The 23035-nt window shown below is 74.7% G+C and carries 23 protein-coding genes; 4 read left to right on the top strand and 19 right to left on the bottom strand.

Annotated elements, in window-relative coordinates; all coding sequences use genetic code 11:
* Positions 1 to 11 precede the first annotated feature (11 nt).
* Together IG69_RS0111405 and metK are read right to left on the bottom strand one after the other, a co-directional pair.
* Entirely contained in the window at positions 12 to 2063 is a 2052-nt protein-coding gene (locus IG69_RS0111405) for a primosomal protein N' family DNA-binding protein (protein WP_036829865.1), read from the bottom strand.
* 70 nt (positions 2064 to 2133) lie between these two features.
* Entirely contained in the window at positions 2134 to 3354 is a 1221-nt protein-coding gene (metK, locus tag IG69_RS0111400; RefSeq protein WP_030528295.1) for a methionine adenosyltransferase, read from the bottom strand.
* A 128-nt stretch (positions 3355 to 3482) separates the two neighbouring features.
* On the opposite strand from metK, the gene IG69_RS0111395 reads away from it, so the two are divergent.
* Together IG69_RS0111395 and IG69_RS21045 are read left to right on the top strand one after the other, a co-directional pair.
* Positions 3483 to 4952, top strand: a complete 1470-nt coding sequence (locus tag IG69_RS0111395; protein ID WP_030528294.1) for a coiled-coil domain-containing protein — start codon at positions 3483 to 3485, stop codon at positions 4950 to 4952.
* The gene (locus IG69_RS21045; protein WP_051750467.1) at positions 4949 to 6160 is read left to right on the top strand and encodes a DivIVA domain-containing protein; all 1212 of its coding nucleotides are present in this window, start codon (positions 4949 to 4951) and stop codon (positions 6158 to 6160) included. Before IG69_RS0111395 ends, IG69_RS21045 begins: the two co-directional genes overlap by 4 nt.
* A 123-nt stretch (positions 6161 to 6283) precedes the next feature.
* Here IG69_RS21045 and coaBC read toward each other — a convergent pair whose 3' ends face one another.
* From coaBC to pyrR, 12 genes are all read right to left on the bottom strand, one after another.
* Positions 6284 to 7552: a bifunctional phosphopantothenoylcysteine decarboxylase/phosphopantothenate--cysteine ligase CoaBC gene (coaBC, locus tag IG69_RS0111385; protein ID WP_030528292.1), complete on the bottom strand. Its 1269-nt coding sequence runs from the start codon at positions 7550 to 7552 to the stop codon at positions 6284 to 6286.
* A gap of 5 nt (positions 7553 to 7557) precedes the next feature.
* Entirely contained in the window at positions 7558 to 7833 is a 276-nt protein-coding gene (rpoZ, locus tag IG69_RS0111380; protein ID WP_030528291.1) for a DNA-directed RNA polymerase subunit omega, read from the bottom strand.
* A gap of 3 nt (positions 7834 to 7836) precedes the next feature.
* Positions 7837 to 8418 carry a guanylate kinase gene (gene gmk / locus IG69_RS22130; protein ID WP_030528290.1) on the bottom strand — a complete coding sequence of 194 codons (582 nt, stop codon included), beginning with the start codon at positions 8416 to 8418 and terminating at the stop codon, positions 7837 to 7839.
* Positions 8415 to 8732, bottom strand: coding sequence for an integration host factor, actinobacterial type (gene mihF, locus IG69_RS22125; RefSeq protein ID WP_030528289.1), 318 nt, complete (start codon positions 8730 to 8732; stop codon positions 8415 to 8417). The genes gmk and mihF overlap by 4 nt, the downstream gene beginning before the upstream one ends.
* A gap of 91 nt (positions 8733 to 8823) precedes the next feature.
* On the bottom strand, positions 8824 to 9690 hold the full coding sequence (pyrF, locus tag IG69_RS0111365; RefSeq protein ID WP_030528288.1) for an orotidine-5'-phosphate decarboxylase: 867 nt from the start codon (positions 9688 to 9690) through the stop codon (positions 8824 to 8826).
* Positions 9687 to 10637: a dihydroorotate dehydrogenase gene (locus tag IG69_RS0111360; RefSeq protein WP_245616131.1), complete on the bottom strand. Its 951-nt coding sequence runs from the start codon at positions 10635 to 10637 to the stop codon at positions 9687 to 9689. Before IG69_RS0111360 ends, pyrF begins: the two co-directional genes overlap by 4 nt.
* A gap of 8 nt (positions 10638 to 10645) precedes the next feature.
* Complete coding sequence (locus IG69_RS0111355; RefSeq protein ID WP_030528286.1) at positions 10646 to 11524, bottom strand: dihydroorotate dehydrogenase electron transfer subunit; 879 nt, start codon at positions 11522 to 11524, stop codon at positions 10646 to 10648.
* Positions 11521 to 14832 (bottom strand): carbamoyl-phosphate synthase large subunit, encoded by a 3312-nt coding sequence (gene carB / locus IG69_RS0111350; protein WP_030528285.1) that lies wholly within the window; start codon positions 14830 to 14832, stop codon positions 11521 to 11523. The genes IG69_RS0111355 and carB overlap by 4 nt, the downstream gene beginning before the upstream one ends.
* The gene (gene carA / locus IG69_RS0111345; protein WP_030528284.1) at positions 14832 to 15980 is read right to left on the bottom strand and encodes a glutamine-hydrolyzing carbamoyl-phosphate synthase small subunit; all 1149 of its coding nucleotides are present in this window, start codon (positions 15978 to 15980) and stop codon (positions 14832 to 14834) included. Before carA ends, carB begins: the two co-directional genes overlap by 1 nt.
* Entirely contained in the window at positions 15974 to 17281 is a 1308-nt protein-coding gene (locus IG69_RS0111340; RefSeq protein ID WP_030528283.1) for a dihydroorotase, read from the bottom strand. The genes carA and IG69_RS0111340 overlap by 7 nt, the downstream gene beginning before the upstream one ends.
* The gene (locus tag IG69_RS0111335) at positions 17278 to 18222 is read right to left on the bottom strand and encodes an aspartate carbamoyltransferase catalytic subunit (RefSeq protein ID WP_030528282.1); all 945 of its coding nucleotides are present in this window, start codon (positions 18220 to 18222) and stop codon (positions 17278 to 17280) included. The genes IG69_RS0111340 and IG69_RS0111335 overlap by 4 nt, the downstream gene beginning before the upstream one ends.
* Positions 18219 to 18830, bottom strand: a complete 612-nt coding sequence (gene pyrR, locus IG69_RS0111330) for a bifunctional pyr operon transcriptional regulator/uracil phosphoribosyltransferase PyrR (protein WP_051750499.1) — start codon at positions 18828 to 18830, stop codon at positions 18219 to 18221. The genes IG69_RS0111335 and pyrR overlap by 4 nt, the downstream gene beginning before the upstream one ends.
* Before the next feature lie 157 nt (positions 18831 to 18987).
* Between pyrR and IG69_RS0111325 the strand changes: the two genes are divergently transcribed.
* On the top strand, positions 18988 to 19521 hold the full coding sequence (locus tag IG69_RS0111325; RefSeq protein ID WP_051750466.1) for a metallophosphoesterase family protein: 534 nt from the start codon (positions 18988 to 18990) through the stop codon (positions 19519 to 19521).
* A 27-nt stretch (positions 19522 to 19548) separates the two neighbouring features.
* On the opposite strand, the gene IG69_RS0111320 is transcribed toward IG69_RS0111325, so the two are convergent.
* Positions 19549 to 19923: a nuclear transport factor 2 family protein gene (locus tag IG69_RS0111320; protein ID WP_030528279.1), complete on the bottom strand. Its 375-nt coding sequence runs from the start codon at positions 19921 to 19923 to the stop codon at positions 19549 to 19551.
* A 167-nt stretch (positions 19924 to 20090) separates the two neighbouring features.
* Here IG69_RS0111320 and IG69_RS0111315 point away from each other — a divergent pair, with 167 nt between their 5' ends.
* Positions 20091 to 20282, top strand: a complete 192-nt coding sequence (locus IG69_RS0111315; RefSeq protein WP_030528278.1) for a hypothetical protein — start codon at positions 20091 to 20093, stop codon at positions 20280 to 20282.
* 20 nt (positions 20283 to 20302) lie between these two features.
* On the opposite strand, the gene IG69_RS0111310 is transcribed toward IG69_RS0111315, so the two are convergent.
* From IG69_RS0111310 to IG69_RS20230, 4 genes are all read right to left on the bottom strand, one after another.
* Positions 20303 to 20800, bottom strand: a complete 498-nt coding sequence (locus IG69_RS0111310) for a GNAT family N-acetyltransferase (protein WP_030528277.1) — start codon at positions 20798 to 20800, stop codon at positions 20303 to 20305.
* Positions 20801 to 20842: 42 nt separating this feature from the next.
* Positions 20843 to 21256, bottom strand: coding sequence for a transcription antitermination factor NusB (nusB, locus tag IG69_RS0111305; protein WP_030528276.1), 414 nt, complete (start codon positions 21254 to 21256; stop codon positions 20843 to 20845).
* 3 nt (positions 21257 to 21259) lie between these two features.
* Positions 21260 to 21820, bottom strand: coding sequence for an elongation factor P (gene efp, locus IG69_RS0111300; protein WP_030528275.1), 561 nt, complete (start codon positions 21818 to 21820; stop codon positions 21260 to 21262).
* Between the two features lie 216 nt (positions 21821 to 22036).
* Complete coding sequence (locus IG69_RS20230) at positions 22037 to 22993, bottom strand: hypothetical protein (protein ID WP_051750465.1); 957 nt, start codon at positions 22991 to 22993, stop codon at positions 22037 to 22039.
* Positions 22994 to 23035: the final 42 nt, after the last annotated feature.

Below are 23035 nucleotides of genomic sequence, written 5' to 3'. Positions count from 1 at the left end.
GGCGCCGCCGGTCAGCCGGCGGGGTCGCGCGGGTCGACCCGCACGGTGACCGGGTCGGGGTCCTTGCGGGCCGACGCCTTGGCCCGGAGGGCGGAGAGCTCGCTCGTCAGCTCCGGACCGGCACCGGTCGGCACGGTGACGAGGGTGCGCCAGCGCTGCTCGCCGTGCGGCAGCGGACCCAGCACGGTACCTCCCTCCGGCAGCGTGAGCTCGTCGAGGGCGGCGGCCACGGCGGCCCGGGAGCCGGTCAGGGCCGCGACGCGCGCCGTGGGGGGCAGCGACAGCTCGCGCCGCTCGGCGAGCTCGCGCTCGGCGAACCACGCGGGGTCCCAGCGCACGAGTGCCTCGACCGCGGGGACGGTGACGTGGAGCGGCGCGCCGGCGAGCACGACGCGGCCACCGGCCGCAGCCGGACGCACGAGCGCGGCGGCGGAGCACCACCGGCGCAGCGCCTCCTCGCCGGCGTCGAGCGTGGGCCGGTCGAGCAGGGCCCACGCGTCGAGGAGGAGGGCAGCGGCGTACCCGCTCTCGGCCACCGGCTCCGCGCCGGGCGTCGCGACGACGAGGCGCGGGGTGCCCTCGACCGCGTCGAGCACCGTGCCCGCACCCGAGCGCTCCACGGGGACGCCGGGAAAGGCGCGCCCGAGCTCCTCGGCGGTCCGCCGGGCACCGACGACCGACGAGCGCAGCCGGGTGCCGGAGCAGCTGGGGCAGGAGAAGGCGGTCTCGACGCGACCGCACCAGCGGCACGCGGGCGGACCCTGCGGGCCGGTGAGCCCGAGCGGGCCCGAGCACACCCGGCAGCGGGCGGGGCGACGACAGTCCTGGCACGAGAGCGAGGGCAGGTAGCCGCGCCGTGGCACCTGGACGAGCACCGGCCCCGCCGCGAGCGCCTCCTTCGCGGCCCGCCAGGCCACGCTCGGCAGGTGGGCCGCCGCCACCGCGGGGTCCCGCTCGACGTCGGCGCCCTCCCCGGCGACGCGGACGGCGGGCACGGCATCGCGGACGGCCCGCCGCGGGGCCTCGACGACCGAGAGACGCCCGGACGCGACGAGGTCGGCGACGGCCGCGGAGCGCACGTGGCCGGCGGCGAGCACGGCCGTGCCCTCGCGCGCGGCCCGGGCGAGCAGCACCTCACGGACGTGCGGGTAGGGGGCCCGTGGCTCGTCGAGCAGGTCGTCGCCGTCGTCCCACCAGACGACGAGCCCGAGGTCGGCGACCGGGGCGAAGGCCGCCGCGCGGGTGCCGACGACGACCGGCACGTGGCCGCGCAGCGCCTTGAGGAAGGCGGTGTAGCGGGCCTGCGGGCCCTGGTCGGCGGTCAGGCGGGTGTGCCGGCCCGGACCGAGCGCCGCGACGAGCGCGGCCTCCGTCCGCACGACGTCACGGTGGTCCGGCACGACGACGACCGCCCCGCGCCCGCCCTCGACCGTGGCCCGCACCGCCTCGGCGAGCAGGGCCGGCCAGGCCCGCGACGGGTCGGTGGCCGGCAGGGCGAGGACCGCGGCGCCGGGGTCGCCCCCGGAGCGCAGCCGGGCGAGGAACGCCTCCCCCGCCGGGTACGGCGCCCAGGCCCCGGACGGGGCGTCCGGCAGCGGCGGGTGCTCGGGGGCGTCGGCGGCGAGCGCCTGCTCGGCGCGAGCGTGCCGCGGGGGCACCGCGAGGCGCAGGACGTCGCCGAGGGTGCCGGCGTACCGGCGGGTCACGGTGCGCGCCGCGTCGAGGACGGCCGGGGTGAGGACCGGTTCGGGCGAGACGAGCCTCCGCAGGGGGCTGAGCCGCCCGGTGTGCTCGGCCTCGTCCCGACGCTCGAGAACCCAGCCGTCGAGGTCCTGCCCGGCGAAGCGGACCTTGACCCGCGCCCCGGGGATCGCGCCCTGCGCCATCGACGCGGGGACGACGTACTCGAACGGCCGGTCGAGGTGGGCCAGGCCGGTGTCGACCTGGACGAGCGCGACGGGACGCTCGTCGGCCGGAGGGTCCTCGCCCCGCAGGCGCGGGCGGGCGGGCCGGGCACCGGCGAGGAGGGCCAGCTGCTCCCCCGCCTCGTCCGTCCCGCTCACGGCCCCGAACCTAGCGGAGCCCGCCGACCCCCTCGGGGGCGGCGGGCTCCGGCTGTGGACGAGCGGCCGGTCAGCCGGCCACCGCGCGCTGCAGCGCCTCGACGCGGTCGGTGCGCTCCCAGGTGAAGGCGTTCTCGACGCCCTCGACCGCGGTGCGCCCGAAGTGGCCGTAGGCGGCGGTCGGCTTGTAGATGGGACGGAGCAGGTCGAGGTCCTCGAGGATCGCGAGCGGGCGCAGGTCGAAGACGCGGCGGATCGCGTCCTGGATCTTCTCCACCGGGGCGGTCTCGGTGCCGAAGGTCTCGACGTAGAGGCCGACCGGCTGCGCGACGCCGATGGCGTAGGCGACCTGGACCTCGCAGCGGCGGGCCAGGCCCGCGGCGACGACGTTCTTCGCGACCCAGCGGGTGGCGTACGCCGCCGAGCGGTCGACCTTCGACGGGTCCTTGCCCGAGAACGCGCCGCCGCCGTGGCGGGCCATCCCGCCGTAGGTGTCGACGATGATCTTGCGGCCGGTCAGGCCCGCGTCACCCATCGGACCACCGATGACGAACTTGCCGGTGGGGTTGATGTAGGTGCGGTAGGAGTCGGTGCGCAGGTCCGTGCCGCCGTCGGCGAGCTCGGCGAGGACCGGCTCGATGACGTGGGTGCGGATGTCGGGCTGCAGCAGGCCCTCGAGGCTGACGTCCTCGGCGTGCTGGGTCGAGAGCACGACGGCGTCGAGCGAGACGGCGGTGTCGCCGTCGTAGGCGATGGTGACCTGGGTCTTGCCGTCGGGGCGCAGGTACGACAGCTCGCCGTCCTTGCGGACCGCCGTGAGGCGCTCGGAGAGCCGGTGCGCGAGGTAGATCGGCAGCGGCATGAGCTCGGGGGTGTCGTCGCACGCGTAGCCGAACATCAGGCCCTGGTCGCCGGCGCCCTGCTTGTCCTTGGGGTCGACGCCGCCGCTGCGGTTCTCGAAGGCGGTGTCGACGCCCTGGGCGATGTCGGGGCTCTGCTGGCCGATCGAGACCTCGACGCCGCACGACGCGCCGTCGAAGCCCTTCGTCGAGCTGTCGTAGCCGATGCCGAGCACCGTCTCGCGCACGATCCGCGGGATCTCGACGTACGCCTCGGTCGTCACCTCGCCGGCGACGTGGACCAGGCCGGTCGTCACCATCGTCTCGACGGCGACCCGGCTGTGCGGGTCCTGCTCGAGCATCGCGTCGAGGATGCTGTCGGAGATCTGGTCGCAGATCTTGTCCGGGTGACCCTCGGTGACCGACTCGGACGTGAACAGACGTGCGGACACGCGGCAACTCCTTCGATGGACGGGCGCCCCCGGACCTGAGCGGGCACGCCCGGCCCAAGATACCGGTCCGTGGAACACGACAGCCGCCCGGTCCGTCTCCCCCGGCCGCACGTGAAATCATGGCGCGCGTGTCCGATGGGATCCACGACGAGCCGGTGCGCGCCGGGAACGACCCCGCCGCGCCCGCGGGGCCGGTCGACGAGGCGCTCTCGCTCCTCACGCGCGCCCAGGAGCTGGCCGACCAGCTGCGCGAGGACGCGGGCCGCGAGCTGAGCGAGGCGCGGGCCGAGGCCGCCCGGGTGCGCGCCGAGAGCGACCGCGCCGCGCACGAGCTCGCCGAGTTGACCGCCCGGCTGGAGGACGCCCGCGCCGAGTCCGACCAGCGCCTGGCCGACACCCGCGCCGAGGTCGAGATCCTCCTCGCCGACGCCTCCGACCAGGCCGCCCTGCTGCGCGAGCGGGCGACGAAGGTGAGCGACGAGGCCATCGGTCTCGCCGAGGAGCAGTCCGCCACGCTCGTGCGCGACGCCGAGGAGCGCGCGGCCGCGGTGTTGGAGCGCGCCCGGGCCGAGCACGACACGACGATGGCACGCCTCGCCGACGACGAGCGGGCGCACCAGGAGCGGTGGCAGGACGAGCACGCCCGGCACGCGGCCGAGCTCGAGGCCCTGAGCACCACGACCCACGGCGAGCTGGCCGCCCTGCGCGAGGCGGCGGAGTCGTTCGCGGTCCGTCACCGCGAGGAGGCCGAGACCGAGGTCGCCCGGCGCATCGCGGAGCTGACGACCCGCGAGCGTGGCGCCCGGGTCGAGGCCGAGCTGCTCGTCGAGGACGCGCAGCGGGAGGCCATCCGGCTGGCCGCCGCCGCGGAGGCCGAGGCGGCCTCCGTCGTCGAGGCGGCCGAGCGCCACCTCGCGTGGGCCCAGGGCACCGTGCGCGAGGTCCTCGCGCGGACGGAGGAGGAGCGCGAGCGGCGCACCCGCGAGCACCACGCCGAGATCGTCGAGCGCACCCGCACGCACCGGCAGCGTGTCCAGACCCTGCTCGGCAGCGCGGGGGCGAAGAGCCGCGACCGGCTGGCCGAGGCCGACGCCGCGGCCCGTCGGATGCGCGAGCAGGCCGAGAGCGTGCTCGCCGAGGCGCGCGCCGACGCGGAGCGGACCCGGGAGGCCGCGGCGCGCGAGTCCGAGCGCATCCTCGAGGAGGCGCGCCGGCGCGAGGCGGAGGCCACGCTCCGCGCCGAGCGCCGGGTCGCCGACGCCGAGGAGGGCGCCCGCCGCGTCCGGCACGAGGTCGCCGCCGACGTCGAGCGCATGCAGCGCGAGGCGCACGAGTCGCACCGCGCCGCCCGCGCCGAGATCACCCGGCTCTCGGACGACGCCCGTGCCCGCGCCGACCTGGTCCGCGCCGAGGCGCACGCCGCCGTCGAACGGGCCCGCGCCGAGGTGCATACACTCGCCGCGCGACGTGACGCCATCACCACCCAGCTGAGCCGGCTCACGGGTGTCATCGAGGCGCTGGACGTGCACGACGACGCACCCCCGACCACCGACGCACCCACGCCCGAGGCCCCCACCCCCGACGAGGAGTCCGCATGACCCACCCCGAGTTCCCCACCGTCTTCCGCGGCTACGACCCGGTGCAGGTCGACGCCCACCTCGCGGCCCTGCACCAGGCCGTCGACACGGCGCGCCAGGAGTCGGAGTCGGCCCGGCAGGAGGCCGCGGAGACGTCGGTGCAGCTGACCAAGGCGCGCCAGGACCACGAGGCGACGGCGGCGCAGCTCGAGGAGCACCGCTCACGGCTCGCCTCGCTCGAGGAGGACGCGCGCAAGGCCTCCAGCCCGACCTTCGCCGACCTCGGCGAGCGCATCGGGACGATGCTCGGGCTCGCCGACGAGGAGGCCGGGGCCATCCGCGCGGCCGCCGCCGCCGACGCCGACGAGGCCCGGCGCGTGGCGACCGAGGAGTCCGCGCTGGCACGGGCCGAGGCCGACCGCTACGCCGAGGAGGTCCGCGGGCGCGCCGACGCCGCCGCGGCCCAGGTGGTGGCGCAGGCGAAGGCCGAGGCCGACGCGATCGTCGACGACGCGGCCCGCGAGGCCGCCGCCCGGCGCGAGGAGGCCGAGGCCTACTACGAGCAGCAGCGGGCCCGCACCGCGCAGCAGGCCGCGGACTTCGAGACGACGCTCGGCGAGCGTCGCGAGGCCGCCGCGGCCGAGTTCAACGCGCAGATCGCCGCACAGGACGACGCCCTGGCCGCCGTGCAGGAGCGCGCCGACCTCCTCGCCCGCGAGGCCGAGGAGGACCACGCCGCCAAGACCGGCGAGGCCGCCCGGGTCCTCGAGGCCGCGCGCGCCGAGGCCGCCGGCCTCGTCCGCACCGCCAAGGAGCAGGCCGACCGCGTCCGCCGCGACTCCGAGCGCGAGCTGGCCGCCGCGACCGCGCGCCGCGACAGCATCACGGCCCAGCTCTCCAACGTCCGCAACATGCTCGCGACGCTGGGCGGCCCGGCGGCCGTCGGGGCGGTCGAGGAGCCCGCGCCCGCACCCGCCGCGGAGCCGGAGCGCGAGGAGGTCGCGGTCGAGGAGGTCCACGCGACCGAGGCCGACGCGCAGCCCATCGAGCAGCAGGAGTCGGACGAGGTGCAGCCCGTCGAGGCGCACGACACCGAGGCCGGGACCGACGACATCGAGGAGACCGAGCCCGAGGTCGACGAGGAGGTCGAGGCGGAGGACACCGCCGAGGCGGACGCGCAGCCCGCGGCGAAGGCTCCCCGCGGCAAGAAGGCCGGCGCCCGCCGCTGACCGACCCGTTCGACCCGTCGAGTGAACAGAACACGCCGCGTGCGCACCAGCGCAGGCGGCGTGTCCTGTTCACTCGACGGGTGGGACCGGACGCCGGTGCCGCGGGGCTGGTGACCGACCCGGTCAGAGGAGGTCGGTGACGACGTCCCAGACGGCCTGCGCGACAGCGGTCTTCGTGACCGGACCGACGTCGAGGACGGCGTCGCTCCCCCGGCGCAGGACGTGCACGGTGTTGTCGTCCTTGCCGAACGTCACGTCGGCGCCGACCTCGTTGACGACGAGGACGTCGCAGCCCTTGCGGGCGAGCTTGGCGCGCCCGTGCTCGAGCACCGAGGCGCTCTCGTCGCCGGTCTCGGCGGCGAACCCGACGACGACCGGCGCAGCCGCCCCGCCGCGCGCGGCGACGAGGCCGGCGAGGATGTCGGGGTTGCGCACCAGGGTGACGACCGGCGCGGACTCGTCCGCGCTCCCGTCGGCACCGGGCTCGTGCGTCTTCTTGATCTTGTGGTCGGCGTAGCTCGACGGCCGGAAGTCGGCGACGGCCGCGGCCATGACGACGACGTCCGCCTCGGCCGCCTCGGCGCGGACGGCGGCCTCCATCTCGAGCGCCGTCTCGACGGGGACGACCCGCACCCCGGCGGGCGCCTCGAGCGAGGCGGCGGAGACGAGGACGACCTCGGCGCCGCGCCCGGCCGCGACGGCGGCGAGGGCGTAGCCCTGCTTGCCGGACGACCGGTTACCGAGGTAGCGGACGGGGTCGAGCGGCTCGCGGGTACCGCCGGCGGTGACGACGACGCGCCGGCCCGCGAGGTCACCCCGGGGAGCCCGAGCGGCCGCCGCACCGGACGGCGCCGCTCCCCCGGCGCCCCGCGCGAGCTCGCGCACGCAGACCTCGAAGAGCTGCTCCGGCTCCGGCAGGCGTCCCGGGCCCGTGTCGCGGCCGGTCAGGCGCCCCGAGGCCGGCGGCACGACGTGGACGCCGCGCTCGGTGAGGGTGGCGATGTTCGCCTGCGTCGCCGGGTGCTCGTACATCTCGGTGTGCATGGCCGGGGCCATGACGACCGGGCACCGCGCGGTGAGCAGGACGTTGGTCAGCAGGTCGTCCGCCTGCCCGGTGGCCGCCCGCGCGAGCAGGTCGGCCGTGGCCGGCGCGACGACGACGAGGTCGGCCTCCTGACCGATCCGCACGTGCGGGACCTCGGTGATGTCGGACCACACGTCGGTGTGGACCGGCTTGCCCGACAGCGCCGCCCACGTCGCCTCACCGACGAAGTGGAGGGCGGAGGCGGTGGGGACGACGGTGACGTCGTGGCCGGCCTCGGAGAGCAGGCGCAGGAGCGAGCACGCCTTGTAGGCGGCGATGCCCCCGGCGACCCCGAGGACGACCTTCACGGGCGTCAGCCCTCGGAGGGCTCGTTGGTGGGCTCGGAGGTGAGCAGGCCCTCGTTGATCTCGCGCAGGGCGATGGAGAGCGGCTTCTCGTGGACCTCGGAGTCGACGAGCGGGCCGACGTACTCGAGGAGGCCCTCCTGGAGCTGGGCGTAGTAGGCGTTGATCTGCCGGGCCCGCTTCGCGGAGTAGAGGACGAGGGCGTACTTGGAGTCGGCCTGCTCGAGGAGCTCGTCGATCGGCGGGTTGGTGATGCCGATGGGGTTCGCCGTGGTTCCGGACACGCGTCAGTCTCGTTTCGTTGCGGGGACAGGGGTTCGCGTCCATGATACGAGGTCCTCGGCCGCGCGCCGAACGTCGTCGTTGACAACGGTGACGTCGAACTCCTCGGCGGCCGCGAGCTCGATGCGCGCGGTGTCGAGGCGGGCCGCCCGCTCCTCCTCGTCCTCGGTGCCCCGGCCCACGAGCCGGCGGACCAGCTCGTCCCAGCTCGGGGGCGCGAGGAAGACGAAGAACGCGTCGGGCATGGACTCGCGCACCTGGCGGGCGCCCTGGAGGTCGATCTCGAGCAGGGCCGGACGACCGGTCGCGAGGACCTCCTCGACCGGTCCGCGGGGTGTGCCGTACTTGGCCCGACCGTGGACGACGGCCCACTCGAGGAGCTCGCCCTGCTCGACCATCCGGTCGAACTGCTCGTCGGAGACGAAGTGGTAGTGCACGCCCTCGACCTCCCCGGGTCGCGGCCGTCGGGTCGTCGCCGACACCGACAGCCACACCTCGGGGTGGTGCTCACGGACGTACGCCGCGAGGGTCCCCTTGCCGACCGCGGTGGGACCGGCGAGGACCGTGAGGCGGGAGGGGGTCGTCACTGCCGCCCGAAGCGCTGCAGCAGCGCCGCGACCTGGTTCTGGCCCAGACCACGGACGCGTCGGCTCTCGCTGATGCCGACCTCCTCCATGATCTGGCGGGCTCGCACCCGGCCGACGCCCGGCATCGACTCGAGGAGGGCGGAGACGCGCATCTTGCCGATGACGTCGTTCACCTTCCCGTCCTCGATGACGCCTCCGAGGGAGGCACCGCCGTGCTTGAGGCGGTTCTTCACCTCGGCACGTTCACGTCGTGAGGCGGCGGCCTTCTCGAGCGCGGCCGCGCGCTGTTCCTGGGTGAGCGGGGGGAGAGCCACGGAATCGGATCCTTGCTGTCACTGCGAGTGCTGGCTGCTCAACACCCGGCTGTACCCGACCGACTCTACCGGTCGCGGGAGCGCTCCCGAGTCAGGGCCGCGCCGCCTCGACGACGGCCACCAGCTCGGCCGCGGAACGGCGGGCCGCGGCACGCAGCGAGGTGGTGTCGGGACCCGCGCCGAGCACCTCGCGGGAGCTGTTGCCGAGCACCTGGGGCAGCGCGTCGCCGAAGGTCGCGCGCAGCCCCTCGGGGGTCCCGCCCTGGGCGCCCAGGCCCGGGGCGAGCAGCGGCGCGGCCGACCCGGCGAGGTCGAGGCCGAGGGTGTGGGCGGCGTCGCCGACCGTCGCGCCGACGACGAGCCCGACGCTCCCGAGACCTCCGGCGGAGCGCGCGTCGGCGTTGTCGGCGGCGGCTCCCTCGACGACCGACGCGGCGACGGTGCGCCCGTCGACGGCCGCGTGCTGGACGGACGGACCCTCCGGGTTGGAGGTGAGCGCGAGGACGAACACGCCGCGCCCCGTGGCGGCGGCGAGGTCGAGCGCAGGCCGCAGCGAGCCGTAGCCGAGGAAGGGGCTGACGGTCACCGCGTCGGCACGCACCGGCGAGTCGTCGGAGAGGTAGGCCTGCGCGTAGCCGCCCATCGTCGTGCCGATGTCGCCGCGCTTGGCGTCGAGCAGCGACAGCGTGCCGGCCTCGCGCAGGGCCTCCAGGGTCCGCTCGAGGACGGCGACGCCGCGCGACCCGAACCGCTCGAAGAACGCGGACTGCGGCTTGACGCACGCGACCTGGCCCCCGAAGGCCTCGACGCAGGTCATCGCGAAGCGCTCGAGGCCGTCGACCGTGTCCGGCAGGCCCCAGGCCTCGAGGAGGGCGGCGTGCGGGTCGATGCCGGGGCAGAACGGGCCGTGCTCGTCCATCGCGGTGCGCAGCCGCGTGCCGAAGGGAACCTGGCTCACAGGGCGGCCATCCTCTCGTGGGCGACGCCGACGGCGTCGGCGAAGCGGGTGAAGCCGTGCCGCGCGAGGTGCTCCTCGAGCTCGGTGAGCACGCGGCGCGGCGCGGACGGGTCGTTGAACGTGGCGGTGCCGACCTGCACCGCCGAGGCGCCGGCGGCGACGAGCTCGAGCGCGTCCGCCCCGGTGCGCACTCCCCCGACCCCGATGACCGGTGCTGTCGGGATGGTGCCCGCGCGCATCGCGGCGGTGACCTGCCACACGGCGCGGACGGCAACCGGGCGCACGGCCGGGCCGGAGAGCCCGCCGGTGACGCCGGCGAGCTGCGGGCGCAGCAGGTCGGTGTCGATGACGATGCCGAGCAGGGTGTTGATCATCGTCAGGCCGTCGGCGCCGGCGCGCAGCACCGCGTCGGCGATCGCGACGATGTCGGTGACGTCGGGGGTGAGCTTGGCGAACACCGGCACCCCCTCGGGCACGCGGGTGCGGACGATCTGGACGACGCGCTCGGACGAGACCGGGTCGCAGGCGAAGACGAGCCCGCGGTTGGCGACGTTGGGGCAGGAGATGTTCGCCTCGACCCCGACGACGCACGGCCACGCGGGCGAGGCGACGAGGCGCTGGACGACCTCGCCAAACTCCTCGGCGGTGTTGCCCGCGACCGAGACGAGCACGCGGGCGCCCTGCGCGGCGAGCCACGGCAGGTCCTGCTCGCAGAAGGCGTCGATGCCCGGCCCCTGGAGGCCGATCGAGTTGAGCATCCCGGACGAGGTCTCGGCCATCCGCGGCGTCGGCCGGCCGGAGCGCGGGTCGCGCATCACGGTCTTGGTGACGAACGCGCCGAGGTCGGAGACCGGGAAGAAGCGGTGCAGCTCCTTGCCGTTGGCGGCGCAGCCGGACGCGGTCATCACCGGGTTGGGCAGCGTGGCGCCGGCGAGCGTCGTGCTCATGTCGACCATCAGTGACCCCCCGGCCTCGGGGCGCCCACCGCGTCCTCGGGCACGCGGGTGATGCCCCCGCCGATGGCGTCCCAGCGCACGAGGTCGCCGCGGAAGACCGGACCCTCGACGCAGGAGCGGACCATCCGGGTCGTGCCGTCGGTGCCGCGCACCGGCATGACGCAGGTCATGCAGACGCCGATGCCGCAGGCCATCGACTCCTCGACGGCCACCTGCGCGACGGCCCCGTGGGCCTGTGCGACCTCGGTGACCGAGCGGAGCATCCCCATCGGGCCGCAGGCGTAGACGACGCCGGCCCCGGTGCGGTCGACCACCTCGCCGAGGACGTCGGAGACCCAGCCCCTGCGCCCGGCCGAGCCGTCGTCGGTGGTGACGGTGACGCCGTCGGCGCTGCGCCGCGCCTCGACGACGCCGAAGAGCCGGTCCTCGGACGCCGCGCCGAGGACCATCTCGACGTGGCAGCCCCGCTCGCGCAGGGCCTCGGCGAGCCAGAACAGCGGCGCGGAGCCGTAGCCGCCGCCGACGAGGACGCAGGGCACCGGCTCGGCCGGCAGCGGGAAGGGCCGGCCGAGGGGCGCGACGACGTCGACGGCGTCGTGCGTCGACAGGCCGGTCAGCCACTGCGTGCCCGGGCCGTGCGCGGCGACGACGACGTCGAGGGTGCCGCCGTAGGTGCCGGACGCCTTGACCTTGTGCAGCGAGAAGCAGCGGCGCAGGAGGTTGGCCGACGTCGGGCCGCCGACCGCGAGCGCGACGAACTGGCCGGGCCGGGCGAGCTCGGCGACTCCCGGCGCGACGATCGTCAGGTGGTGGTAGGCCCCGACCCGCCGGTTGGCGACGACCTCGCCGGCGACCTGGACGACCCCGCTCCCGCTCACGCCTGCGCCCCGATGCCGAACAGGTCGAGGGCCGCCGTGTGCTCCTGCAGCGACATGACGTCGAGGTCGTCGCGCTGCACGGCCTCGATGGCGAGGACGGCCGCCGACAGCTGCTGCACGGTGGTGACGATCGGCTTGTCCATCGCGGCCGTCGCGGCCCGGATGGCGTAGCCGTCGGCGCGCGTCGTGGCGCTCGGTCCGCTCGGGCTGTTGACGACCATGTCGATCTCGCCCGCGTTGATGAGGTCGACCACCGACTGCTCGTGCTCGCCGCGCTCGGCGTGCTTGCGCACCACGTCGGCCTCGATCCCGTTGCGGTGCAGCACCTCTGCTGTGCCCGAGGTCGACAGGATGCGGAAGCCGAGGTCGACCAGCCGCTTGACCGGGAAGATGATCGCGCGCTTGTCGCGGTTGGCCACGGACACGAACACCGTTCCGCTCGTGGGCAACCCGCTGAGCGCGCCGAGCTGGCTCTTGGCGAACGCCCGGCCGAAGTCGCGGTCGATGCCCATGACCTCGCCGGTCGAGCGCATCTCCGGGCCGAGCAGGCTGTCGACGACCAGGCCCTCGGCGGTCCGGAACCGCTTGAAGGGCAGGACGGCCTCCTTGACCGACACCGGCGCGCTGGCCGGCATCCGGCCGCCGTCGACGTGGCGGGGCAGGACGCCCTCCTCACGCAGCTGCGCGATCGAGGCGCCGAGCATGATCCGGGCCGCCGCGTTGGCGAGGGCCACACCGGTCGCCTTGGCGACGAACGGCACCGTGCGCGACGCCCGCGGGTTGGCCTCGAGGACGTAGAGGATGTCCTGGGCGAGCGCGAACTGGACGTTCATGAGGCCGCGCACGCCGATGCCCTGCGCCAGCTTGAGGGTCGACTCGCGCACCCGCTCGAGCTCGGTCGCGCCGAGGGTGACCGGCGGCAGCGCGCACGAGGAGTCGCCGGAGTGGATGCCGGCCTCCTCGACGTGCTCCATGATCCCGCCGAGGTACATGTCCTCACCGTCGTAGAGGACGTCGACGTCGATCTCGATCGCGTCGTCGAGGAAGCGGTCGACGAGCACCGGGTGCTCCGGGCTCGCGACGGTCGCGCGCTCGACGTAGCCCGAGAGCGTCTCGTCGTCGTAGACGATCTCCATCCCGCGGCCGCCGAGGACGTACGACGGGCGCACGAGCACCGGGTAGCCGATCTCGCGCGCGATCTCGACGGCCTCGGCCGCGCTGTACGCCGTGCCGTGCTTCGGGGCGGGCAGGTCGGCCTCGTGGAGGACGCGGCCGAACGCCCCGCGGTCCTCGGCGAGGTCGATGGCCTCGGGCGAGGTGCCGACGATCGGCACGCCCGCCTCCTTGAGCGCCTTGGCCAGGCCGAGCGGGGTCTGCCCGCCGAGCTGGACGACGACGCCGGCGACAGGGCCGGCCTGCTGCTCGGCGTGGACGACCTCGAGGACGTCCTCGAGGGTCAGCGGCTCGAAGTAGAGGCGGCTGCTCGTGTCGTAGTCGGTCGAGACCGTCTCGGGGTTGCAGTTGACCATCACGGTGTCGTAGCCGGCGTCGCGCAGGGCGAAGCTCGCGTGGACGCAGGAGTAGTCGAACTCGACACCCTGCCCGATCCGGTTCGGGCCCGAACCGAGGATGAGCACGGCGGGCCGCTCGCGCGGCGTCACCTCGGTCTCCTCGTCGTAGGCGCTGTAGTGGTACGGCGTCCGGGCGGCGAACTCGGCCGCGCAGGTGTCGACCGTCTTGTAGACCGGGCGCACCCCGAGCGCGTGGCGGACGCCGCGGACGACGGCCTCGGGCATCCGACGCAGCGACGCGAGCTGGGTGTCGCTGAAGCCGTGGCGCTTCGCGAGGCGCAGCAGCTCGGGGGTCAGCTCCTCGGCGGTCGCGACGTGCTCGGCGACCTCGTTGACGAGCTCGATCTGGTCGAGGAACCACGGGTCGATGCCGGTCGCGTCGTGGACCTCCTCGACCGACAGGCCGCCGCGCAGCGCCTGCTGGACCTGGACGAGGCGGCCGTCGGTGGGCCGGCGCGCCGAGTCGAGCAGCGCGCGGGCCGCCTCGGTCGTCGGCCGCGGGCCGTCCCAGTGGAAGCTGCTGCCGGCCTTCTCGAGCGAGCGCAGCGCCTTCTGGAGCGCCTCGGTGAAGGAGCGGCCGATGGCCATCGCCTCGCCGACCGACTTCATCGTCGTGGTCAGCGTGTCGTCGGCCGCGGGGAACTTCTCGAACGCGAAGCGCGGGCACTTGACGACGACGTAGTCGAGCGTCGGCTCGAAGGAGGCCGGGGTCTCCTGCGTGATGTCGTTGGGCACCTCGTCGAGCGTGTACCCGATGGCCATCCGCGCCGCGATCTTCGCGATCGGGAAGCCGGTGGCCTTGGACGCCAGCGCCGAGGAGCGCGAGACGCGCGGGTTCATCTCGATGACGATGATCCGGCCGTCCTCGGGGTTGACCGCGAACTGGATGTTGCAGCCGCCGGTGTCGACGCCGACCTCGCGGATGACCGCGATGCTGATGTCGCGCAGCCGCTGGTACTCGCGGTCGGTGAGGGTGAGGGCCGGAGCGACGGTGATCGAGTCGCCGGTGTGCACGCCCATCGGGTCGAGGTTCTCGATGGAGCAGACGACGACCACGTTGTCGGCCGTGTCGCGCATCAGCTCGAGCTCGTACTCCTTCCAGCCGAGGATCGACTCCTCGAGGAGCACCTCGGTGACCGGGCTGTACTGCAGGCCCGCGCCACCGATGCGCCGCAGCTCCTCCGGGGTGTGCGCGAAGCCGGAGCCGAGGCCGCCCATCGTGAAGGACGGGCGGACGACGACCGGGTAGCCGAGGTCGTCGGCCGCGGCCATGAGGTCGTCCATCGTGTGGCAGATGGCCGAGCGGGCCGACTCGGCGCCGCAGCGGTCGACGACGCCCTTGAACTTCTCGCGGTCCTCGCCGAGCTGGATGGCCTCGACGTTGGCGCCGATGAGCGGGCAGCCGTAGCGCTCGAGGACGCCGCGCTCGTGCAGCTCCATCGCGCAGTTGAGCGCGGTCTGGCCGCCGAGGGTCGCGAGGACGGCGTCCGGCCGCTCCCTGGCGATGATCTTCTCGACGATCTCGGGGGTGATCGGCTCGATGTAGGTGGCGTCCGCGAACTCCGGGTCGGTCATGATCGTCGCCGGGTTGGAGTTGACGAGGACGACGCGGATGCCCTCCTCGCGCAGCACCCGGCAGGCCTGGGTGCCGGAGTAGTCGAACTCGCACGCCTGCCCGATGACGATCGGGCCGGAGCCGATGACGAGGACGCTCTTGATGTCGTCGCGCTTCGGCATCAGGCGCGCACCTCCTGGTTGCTGGTCATGAGATCGCAGAAGCGGTCGAAGAGGTAGGCGGCGTCGTGCGGGCCGGCCGCGGCCTCCGGGTGGTACTGGACGGAGAAGGCGACGAGCCGCCCGTCCCGCCGGACCTCGAGGCCCTCGACGACGTCGTCGTTGAGGCAGACGTGGCTGACGCTCGCCTCGCCGAAGTCGGTGCTCGTCGAGCCCTCGAGCGGGGCGTCGACGGCGAACCCGTGGTTGTGGGCGGTGACCTCGACCTTGCCGGTCGTGCGGTCCATGACCGGCTGGTTGATGCCGCGGTGGCCGTACTTGAGCTTGTACGTGCCGAACCCGAGCGCCTTGCCGAGGATCTGGTTGCCGAAGCAGATGCCGAAGTACGGGATGCCCTCGCGCATCACGCCCCGGAGCAGCTCGGCCTGGACGTCGGCCGTCGCCGGGTCGCCGGGGCCGTTGGAGAAGAACACGCCGTCGGGGCCGGCCGCGCGGACCTCCTCGAGGGTCGCGGTGGCCGGCAGGACGTGCACCTCGATGCCGCGCTCGGCCATCATCCGCGGGGTGTTGGACTTGATGCCGAGGTCGACGGCGGCCACGGTGAACCGCTTCTCCCCCACCGGCGGCACGACGTAGGCCTCCTTCGTGGCGACCTCGGCGGCGAGCGACGCGCCGGTCATCGGCGGCGCCTCGGTGACCCGCTGCAGGAGCTCCGGGCCCGGGCGCGCGGCGAGCTCGCCGGAGAAGATGCCGACCCGCATCGCGCCGCGCTCGCGCAGGTGGCGGGTCAGGGCCCGGGTGTCGACGTCGCAGATGCCGACGACGCCCTGCGCGTCGAGCTCGTCCTCGAGGGTGCGGCGGCTGCGCCAGCTCGAGGGGCGCAGCGCGGGGTCGCGCACGACGTAGCCCGCGACCCAGATGCGGCCCGACTCGTCGTCCTCGTCGTTCCAGCCGGTGTTGCCGACGTGCGGCGCCGTCATGACGACGACCTGGCGGTGGTAGCTCGGGTCGGTGAGCGTCTCCTGGTAGCCGGTCATGCCGGTCGAGAAGACGGCCTCGCCGACGGTCTCGCCGCGGCGGCCGTAGGCGGAGCCGGTGAAGGTGCGCCCGTCCTCGAGGACGAGGACGGCGGGTTCGCGGGTGGTCAGCACGGTGCGGGCTCTCCTTCCCGCGCGGTGACGGCACCGCGCAGGATCGTCGTGTGCACGGCCCCGGTGAGGGTGCGCCCGTGCCACGGGGTGTTGCGGGACAGGGAGTGGGAGGCGTCACGGTCGACGGTGACCGCTGCCGTGGGGTCGACGAGCACGAGGTTGGCCGGCTCGCCGGGGGCGACGGGACGACCGTGGTCGGCGAGGCGGGCGATGCCCGCCGGCGCCGTCGAGAGGACACGGGCGAGGTCGGCCATCGTCATCCGGCCGGTGGTGACGAGGAGGTCGTGGACGACCGAGAACGCGGTCTCGAGGCCGAGCATCCCGAACGCGGCGTCGACGAACGCGTGCTCCTTGTCGTGCCGCGCGTGCGGGGCGTGGTCGGTGGCGACGGCGTCGATCGTGCCGTCGGCCAGGCCCTCGCGCAGCGCCTCCTGGTCCTCGGTGGGACGCAGCGGCGGGTTGACCTTGTAGACCGGGTCGTACCCGGTCAGCAGGTCGGTGCCGAGCGCGAGGTGGTGCGGCGCGACCTCGGCGGTCATCCGGATGCCGCGCTCCTTCGCCCAGCGCACGACGTCGAGGCCCTCGGCGGTGCTCACGTGCGCGACGTGGACCCGTCCGCCGGTGTGCCGGGCGAGCATGGCGTCGCGGGCGATGATGCTCGCCTCCGCGACCGGCGGCCACCCCGGCAGGCCGAGGCGCCCGGACAGCTCGCCCTCGTGGCAGCAGGCCTGCGGGCCGGCGAGCGAGGGGTCCTGGCTGTGCTGGCTGACGACCCCGTCGAAGGGCCGCAGGTACTCCAGCGCGCGGCGCATGACGCGGGGGTCGGCGACGCAGCGCCCGTCGTCGGAGAAGACGGTGACCCGGGCACGGCTGCGGTGCATGAGCCCGAGCTCGGCGAGCTCGGCGCCCTCGAGGCCCTTGGTCACGGCTCCGACCGGGACGACGTCGACGAGCCCGCAGTCGCGCCCGAGGCGCTGGACGTGCTCGGCCGCCTCGGCGGTGTCGGTGACCGGGGTCGTGTTGGCCATCGCGAGGACCGCCGTGTAGCCGCCGACCGCGGCGGCGCGCGAGCCGGACACGACGGTCTCGGCGTCCTCGCGGCCGGGCTGGCGCAGGTGGGTGTGCAGGTCGACGAAGCCGGGCAGGAGGGTGAGGCCGTCGGCGTCGTGGCGGGTCAGGCCCTCGGTGTCCTCGACGCGGCCGACCTCGGTGACCGTCCCCTCGCGGACGGCGACGTCGCCGGTCCGCGGCGTGCCGTCGGCGTCGTGCCAGGTGACCCCGGTGATGAGCAGGTCGCTCACGCGGCCACCTCCTCGCCGGCCAGCAGGTGGTAGAGCACGGCCATCCGCACCGCCACCCCCGCCGACACCTGGTCGAGGACGAGGCTGCGGGCCCCGTCGGCGGCGTCGGCGCTGATCTCGAGGCCGCGGTTCATCGGGCCCGGGTGGCAGATGACCGCCTCGGGGTTGGCGTCGGTCAGGGCGCGCAGCCGGTCGCGGGTCAGGCCGAAGCCCACGGTGTACTCCCTCGGGGTCGGGAAGAAGCCGCCGCTCATCCGCTCGCGCTGGACGCGGAGCATCATCACCGCGTCGGGACCGTCGGCGAGCACGGCGTCGAGGTCGTCGGTCAGGTGCAGGCCGTCGCGCTCGGCCCAGGGTCGGATGCCGCTCGGCATGAGCGTCGGCGGGGCGACGAGCGTGACCTCGGCGCCGAGGCGGCGCAGCGTGATCGCGTTGGAGCGGAAGACCCGGCTGTGCGTGAGGTCGCCGACGATCGCGACCCGGCGCCCCTCGAGGCTGCCGAGGCGCTGCTCCATCGTGTACGCGTCGAGCAGGGCCTGCGTCGGGTGCTCGTGGGTGCCGTCGCCGGCGTTGACGACGCTCGCGTCGACCCACTGCGCCACCTGGTGCGCGGCGCCGCTGGCCATGTGGCGGATGACGACGCAGTCGACGCTCATCGCGTCGATCGTCATCACGGTGTCGCGCAGGGACTCGCCCTTGCTCGTCGAGGAGCCCTTGCCGGTGATGTTGATCGTGTCGGCGCTCATCCACTTGCCCGCGATCTCGAAGCTACTGCGGGTGCGGGTGGAGTCCTCGAAGAAGAGGTTGATGATCGTGCGGCCGCGCAGGGTCGGCAGCTTCTTGACGTCGCGCCGCTGCACGTCGTGCATCTCGGCGGCGGTGGCCAGGAGCATCCGCACGTCGTCGCGGGTCAGGTCCGCGCTGGAGAGCAGGTGCCTCATCGCGCACCTCCCGGGGTCGAGGGGCGGCCGGCGCGCGTCTCGCCGGAGGCGATGGTCACCGAGTCGCCGGCGTCGTCGACCCCGGTGAGCCGCACCATGACCCGCTCGCTGTGGGCCGTCGGCAGGTTCTTGCCGACGTGGTCGGCCCGGATCGGCAGCTCACGGTGCCCGCGGTCGACGAGCACGGCGAGGCGCACGGCCCGCGGGCGGCCGAGGTCGGCGAGGGCGTCGAGCGCCGCGCGGATCGTCCGGCCCGAGTAGAGGACGTCGTCGACGAGGACGACGACACGGTCGTCGACGCCGCCCGGCGGGATGCGCGTCGGCATCGGCGCCCGGGTCGGCTGGTGGCGCAAGTCGTCGCGGAACATCGTGATGTCGAGCGCCCCGACCGGGACCTCGACGCCCTCGACCTCCTGGAGGAGGGCCGCGAGGCGCCGCGACAGCTCGACCCCGCGGGTCGGGATGCCGAGCAGCACGAGGTCGTCGGCGCCCTTGTTGCGCTCGACGATCTCGTGGGCGATGCGGCGGAGGGCTCTCGCGACGTCCGGCTCGCTCATCACGGTGCGGGGGGCACCGGGAGCGGCGGCATCGTCTGCGGTGGGCAGCATGTCGTCAGCGCGCACAGGCGCGGACCTCCTTCCCTGCCTCACGGGACAGGTCGTTAAAGGACGTCGAGCGGTCTTGCGGTGGCCACTCTAGCGGCCGACGGCGGACGGGTCGCACTCCGGCCCGCCCCGTGGACGCCGCCGCGCCTAGGGTCGGTGGATGGTCGTCGCCGTCCGCTCCGTCGCCCTGCTGTCCGACACGCACGGGGTCCTCCCGGTGCTCGAGGCCGTCACCGCCGAGCCCGACGTCCGCGCCGCCGACCTCGTCGTCGTGACGGGCGACCTCGTGTCGGGGCCGATGCCCGTCGAGACGCTCGACGCCCTCACCGCGCTCGGCGACCGGGGGCTGCTCGTCCGGGGAAACGCCGACCGCGAGGTCGTCGAGGTCGCGCGCGGAGGCCGCTGCGAGCACCCCGAGTCGGTGTTCGCGGCGAAGGTGCTGCGGCCCGACCAGGTGGAGCTGCTCGCCGGGCTCCCCCACCCCGCGGTCCGGTCGGTCGAGGGGTTCGGCGACGTGCTCTTCTGCCACGGCAGCCCCCGCGACGACGACGAGGTCGTCCTCGTCGACACGCGGCTCGGGCGGTGGGCCGAGGCGTTCGCGGACGTACCCGAGGCGGTGCGGACCGTCTGCTGCGGGCACACGCACATGCCGTTCGTGGCCCTGACGGTCTTCGGGCCGCGCGACGGCCGCTGACCCGACGGGTGCCGCGGGTGCGGTCAATCAGCCGGAGGTGTGCGGCCGGAAGCCGGAGCAGAGCACGCGCAGGTACGTGATGCGCTCGCCCTCGGTGCGGTAGTACGCCTGCTGCTCGGCCGTGAAGTCCCCGTCGCCGTTGCGCAGCGCCAGCCGGTACGAGACGCGCTCGGTGTCCTCCACGGGCGCGCCGACGGTGACGTCGAGCAGCGCCCGGACCTCGTCGGAGGGCTCGAACCACGCGCCGAACAACACCTCGACGAGCGCCTCCGCGCCGGTGCCCTCCCACGCGCGGCCGGGGGTGAGCCCACGGAAGTCGACGTCGGGGGCGACGAGCGCGCGGACGGTGTCGGGGTCCTTGGCGGCGATCGCAGCGGCCAGCCGCGGCCCGAGCGTGCTCATCCGCACAGTCCAGCACGGTGCGCGGGCCGGCGCCAGCCCCCACGGGCGGCACCCGGCACGGACGTCATCCGGGTCGTGAGACGCATAACGCATCGCTATGCCTGCCCCAACACACTGTGATGCACTGGTGCTGTCGCAGCACCCGCCCGATCCCGAAGGAGGCCCCCGTGACGACCATCGCTCCCCCCACTGCCGGTGCGGCCTCCTGCGCGGTCGACGCCGACGGTCCGGCCGTCGCGGCGGTTGCCGCACGCCAGCCGCTCTTCCCGCCGGCGGACGCGGACACCGAGACCTACCGCGCCTGGCTGGCCGCGTCCCCGTGGCCCGAGGTGGTCTTCGCGAGCGCCGGCGCCCGCTGACCCCGGGTGCGAACGCCGCGTCAGCGGCGCTCCATCGCGATCCGCCGACCGTGCCGCGCCAGCCCCTCGCGCTCCTCGGCCGCGAGCATCGGCGCCAGGCGGGCCGGGGGCTCGACCTCCGCCCAGCCCCGCCGCGCGTAGAACGGGCCGTTCCACGCGACGGCGGCGTAGGTCATGAGGGTGAGCGTGCCGCCGCCCCGCGCGGCGACCTCGGTGTCGACGGCCGCGAGCAGCGCGGTGCCGTGGCCTCGCCCCTGGTGGTCGGGGTCGACCGAGAGCTGCTCGAGGTGCCACGCGCCCCCGAGGTCGAGGACGTGGGCAAACCCGACGACCGGCGCGCCCGGGGTCTCGTCGTCGGTCGCGACGAGGAGGAACCCCGGCACCCCCGCGCGCTCCTCCCCCGGCGTGGCCGCCGGCCAGCCGAGGTCACCGAAGAGGTCGGTGAACTGCCGGTCGCCGGTGTCCTCGAGGGGGCCGAGCAGCGGCAGGTCGGCGGTGGTGGCCGGGCGGACGCTCATCCCCCGACCGTGCCGCCCGCACGGCACTGCGGCAACCGGTTTTCAGGCGAGCGTCGGCTTGACCTCGGCGAGCCGGCCGAGCAGGCCGTTGACGAACCGGGGGCTGTCGTCGGTCGAGAGCTCGGTGGCGAGCCCGACCCACTCGCTGATGGCGACGGCCTCGGGGACGTCCGGCGAGTACAGGACCTCCCACGCGCCGAGCCGCAGGATGCTGCGGTCGACGGCGGGCATCCGCTTCAGGGACCAGCCCTGCGCGTAGGTGGTGATGAGCTCGTCGATCGTCTCGCGGCGCTCCGAGACCCCGGTGACGAGGTCGGCGGTCAGCTCGGGCAGCGCGTGCTCGGTGACCGGCGTGGCCAGCCGCTCACGCAGCAGCTCCGCGGCGTCGATGCCCCGCTGCTCCGCCTCGAACAGCAGGTCGAGGGCGCGCTTGCGGGCCTTGGTGCGAGCGGCCACGGGTCAGCTGACCCGGCCGAGGTAGGAGCCGTCGCGGGTGTCGACCTTGATCTTCGTGCCCTGCTCGAGGAAGAGCGGGACCTGGACCTCGGCACCGGTCTCGAGGGTCGCCGGCTTGGTGCCGCCGGTCGAGCGGTCGCCCTGGAGGCCCGGCTCGGTGTAGGTGATCTCGAGGATGACCGAGGCGGGGAGCTCGATGTAGAGGACCGAGCCGTCGTGGCGGGCCACGATCGCGTCCTGGTTCTCGAGGAGGTACTTCGCGGCGTCGCCGACGACCTCGGGGCTCACGGGGAGCTGGTCGTAGGTGTCACCGTCCATGAAGATGAAGTCGGTGCCGTCGTTGTAGAGGTACTGCATCGTGCGCTTGTCGACGTTCGCCGTCTCGACCTTGACGCCGGCGTTGAACGTCTTGTCGACGACCTTGCCGGACAGGACGTTCTTCAGCTTCGTCCGCACGAACGCGGGGCCCTTGCCCGGCTTGACGTGCTGGAACTCCACGACGGACCACAGCTGGCCCTCGAGGTTGAGGACGAGGCCGTTCTTGAGGTCGTTGGTCGATGCCACGTGCGGGATCTCTCTCGTGTCTCGGAAGCGGCGCACCGCCGTCGGGCGGGCGCGCGTCACCCCGGCGAGGGGTGGGGGATCAGCGATCATCGTACCGTCCCGCGCCCCACCCCCCGGACCACGCCGCCTCCCCCGCAGCGGCCCTTCCCCCCGCGATCTGCGCGGATCCCCCTGCGAGCGCACGCGCACCACCGCAGGTCGCGCGGAGCAGGGGTGTCATGACGCGTCGCGGGCGCCGAGGTCCACCCACCGTGGTCGCGCCACGGGACGAACCCCCTGGGCGAGGAGGATCCGCGCGAGCCGTGCCTCCTCGAGCGCATCCGCCCAGACCCACCGGGCCAGGCGCCATCGGCGTCGGATGCGGTCCTCCCGCAGCTTCTCGGCCCACAGCGCGCGCTCGGCCGCGACGGCGTCGGCGCCCGCCGGGACGGCGTACTTGCGCCGGCCGTCGACCTCGCCGACCACCCCGGGCCACCCGAAGTCACCGAACCCGACGAGGCCCTCGTCGTCCTCCAGCGGGACCTGCAGCGTCGGGCGCGGCAGCCGCAACGTGAACATGCGGGCCCGGGACAGGCTCTCGCCCGGCGACATGGAGCGCCCGTCGGCGAGCTCGGCCACGAGCAGCGCCCGGGGCCGCCCCCACACGCGCGGCGGCACGTCACCGGCAGCTGCGACCAGTGCCTCGGGCGTCGTCATCGCATGGCGCAGGGCGTGGTCCGCAGCCGTGAGCCCCGACTCGAAGGACCGCATCCGGGCGAGGTCGACGACCGTTCGCGCCACCTCGGTGACCCTGAGGCCCTCGCGCAGGACGCCCTCGGTCGGCAGGCCGACGTGGACGCGCACGACGGCCGAGCCGCGCTGCTCGGCCCGGCTCCGCAGCACGGTGACGTGCTGGGGCCAGGCTCCGATGACGGGCAGGCCCCACACCGCCGCGGCGGACTCGAGCGCGTAGACGTTGCGGGCCGGCCGACGCGCCGCGAGGTCGGTGGCGTGCACCAGGGCGGCGTGTCCCTGCTCGGGCGTCAGGCCGCGCCACACCGCCTCGTCGACCCAGGCGCCGTGGCGCACGTGGTGCCACCCACGGCGACCGGGGTCGATACCCATCGGGCGCAGGTCCGGCGCCCCGCGCAGGAGCGCGGGGTCGAAGGGTGCGGGTGGCGGGTCGCCGAGCATCCCCCGACGGTGGCACGTCGGGAGGGAGTGCCGACGCCGTCA

It is taken from the genome of Phycicoccus jejuensis (assembly GCF_000720925.1).
GTDB lineage: Bacteria > Actinomycetota > Actinomycetes > Actinomycetales > Dermatophilaceae > Phycicoccus > Phycicoccus jejuensis.
The sequence above is the reverse complement of the archived record's forward strand: the minus strand, read 5'-3'. Positions and strand labels throughout refer to the sequence as shown.

Excerpts from the sequence above, each read along its gene's own strand:
- IG69_RS21045 (WP_051750467.1), top strand. The coding sequence starts at position 4,949 with ATGACCCACCCCGAGTTCCCCACCGTCTTCCGCGGCTACGACCCGGTG.
- IG69_RS0111360 (WP_245616131.1), bottom strand. The coding sequence starts at position 10,637 with ATGAGCACGACGCTCGCCGGCGCCACGCTGCCCAACCCGGTGATGACC.
- carB (WP_030528285.1), bottom strand. The coding sequence starts at position 14,832 with ATGCCGAAGCGCGACGACATCAAGAGCGTCCTCGTCATCGGCTCCGGC.
- IG69_RS0111335 (WP_030528282.1), bottom strand. The coding sequence starts at position 18,222 with ATGAGGCACCTGCTCTCCAGCGCGGACCTGACCCGCGACGACGTGCGG.
- pyrR (WP_051750499.1), bottom strand. The coding sequence starts at position 18,830 with ATGCTGCCCACCGCAGACGATGCCGCCGCTCCCGGTGCCCCCCGCACC.
- IG69_RS0111325 (WP_051750466.1), top strand. The coding sequence starts at position 18,988 with ATGGTCGTCGCCGTCCGCTCCGTCGCCCTGCTGTCCGACACGCACGGG.
- IG69_RS0111320 (WP_030528279.1), bottom strand. The coding sequence starts at position 19,923 with ATGAGCACGCTCGGGCCGCGGCTGGCCGCTGCGATCGCCGCCAAGGAC.
- IG69_RS0111310 (WP_030528277.1), bottom strand. The coding sequence starts at position 20,800 with ATGAGCGTCCGCCCGGCCACCACCGCCGACCTGCCGCTGCTCGGCCCC.
- IG69_RS20230 (WP_051750465.1), bottom strand. The coding sequence starts at position 22,993 with ATGCTCGGCGACCCGCCACCCGCACCCTTCGACCCCGCGCTCCTGCGC.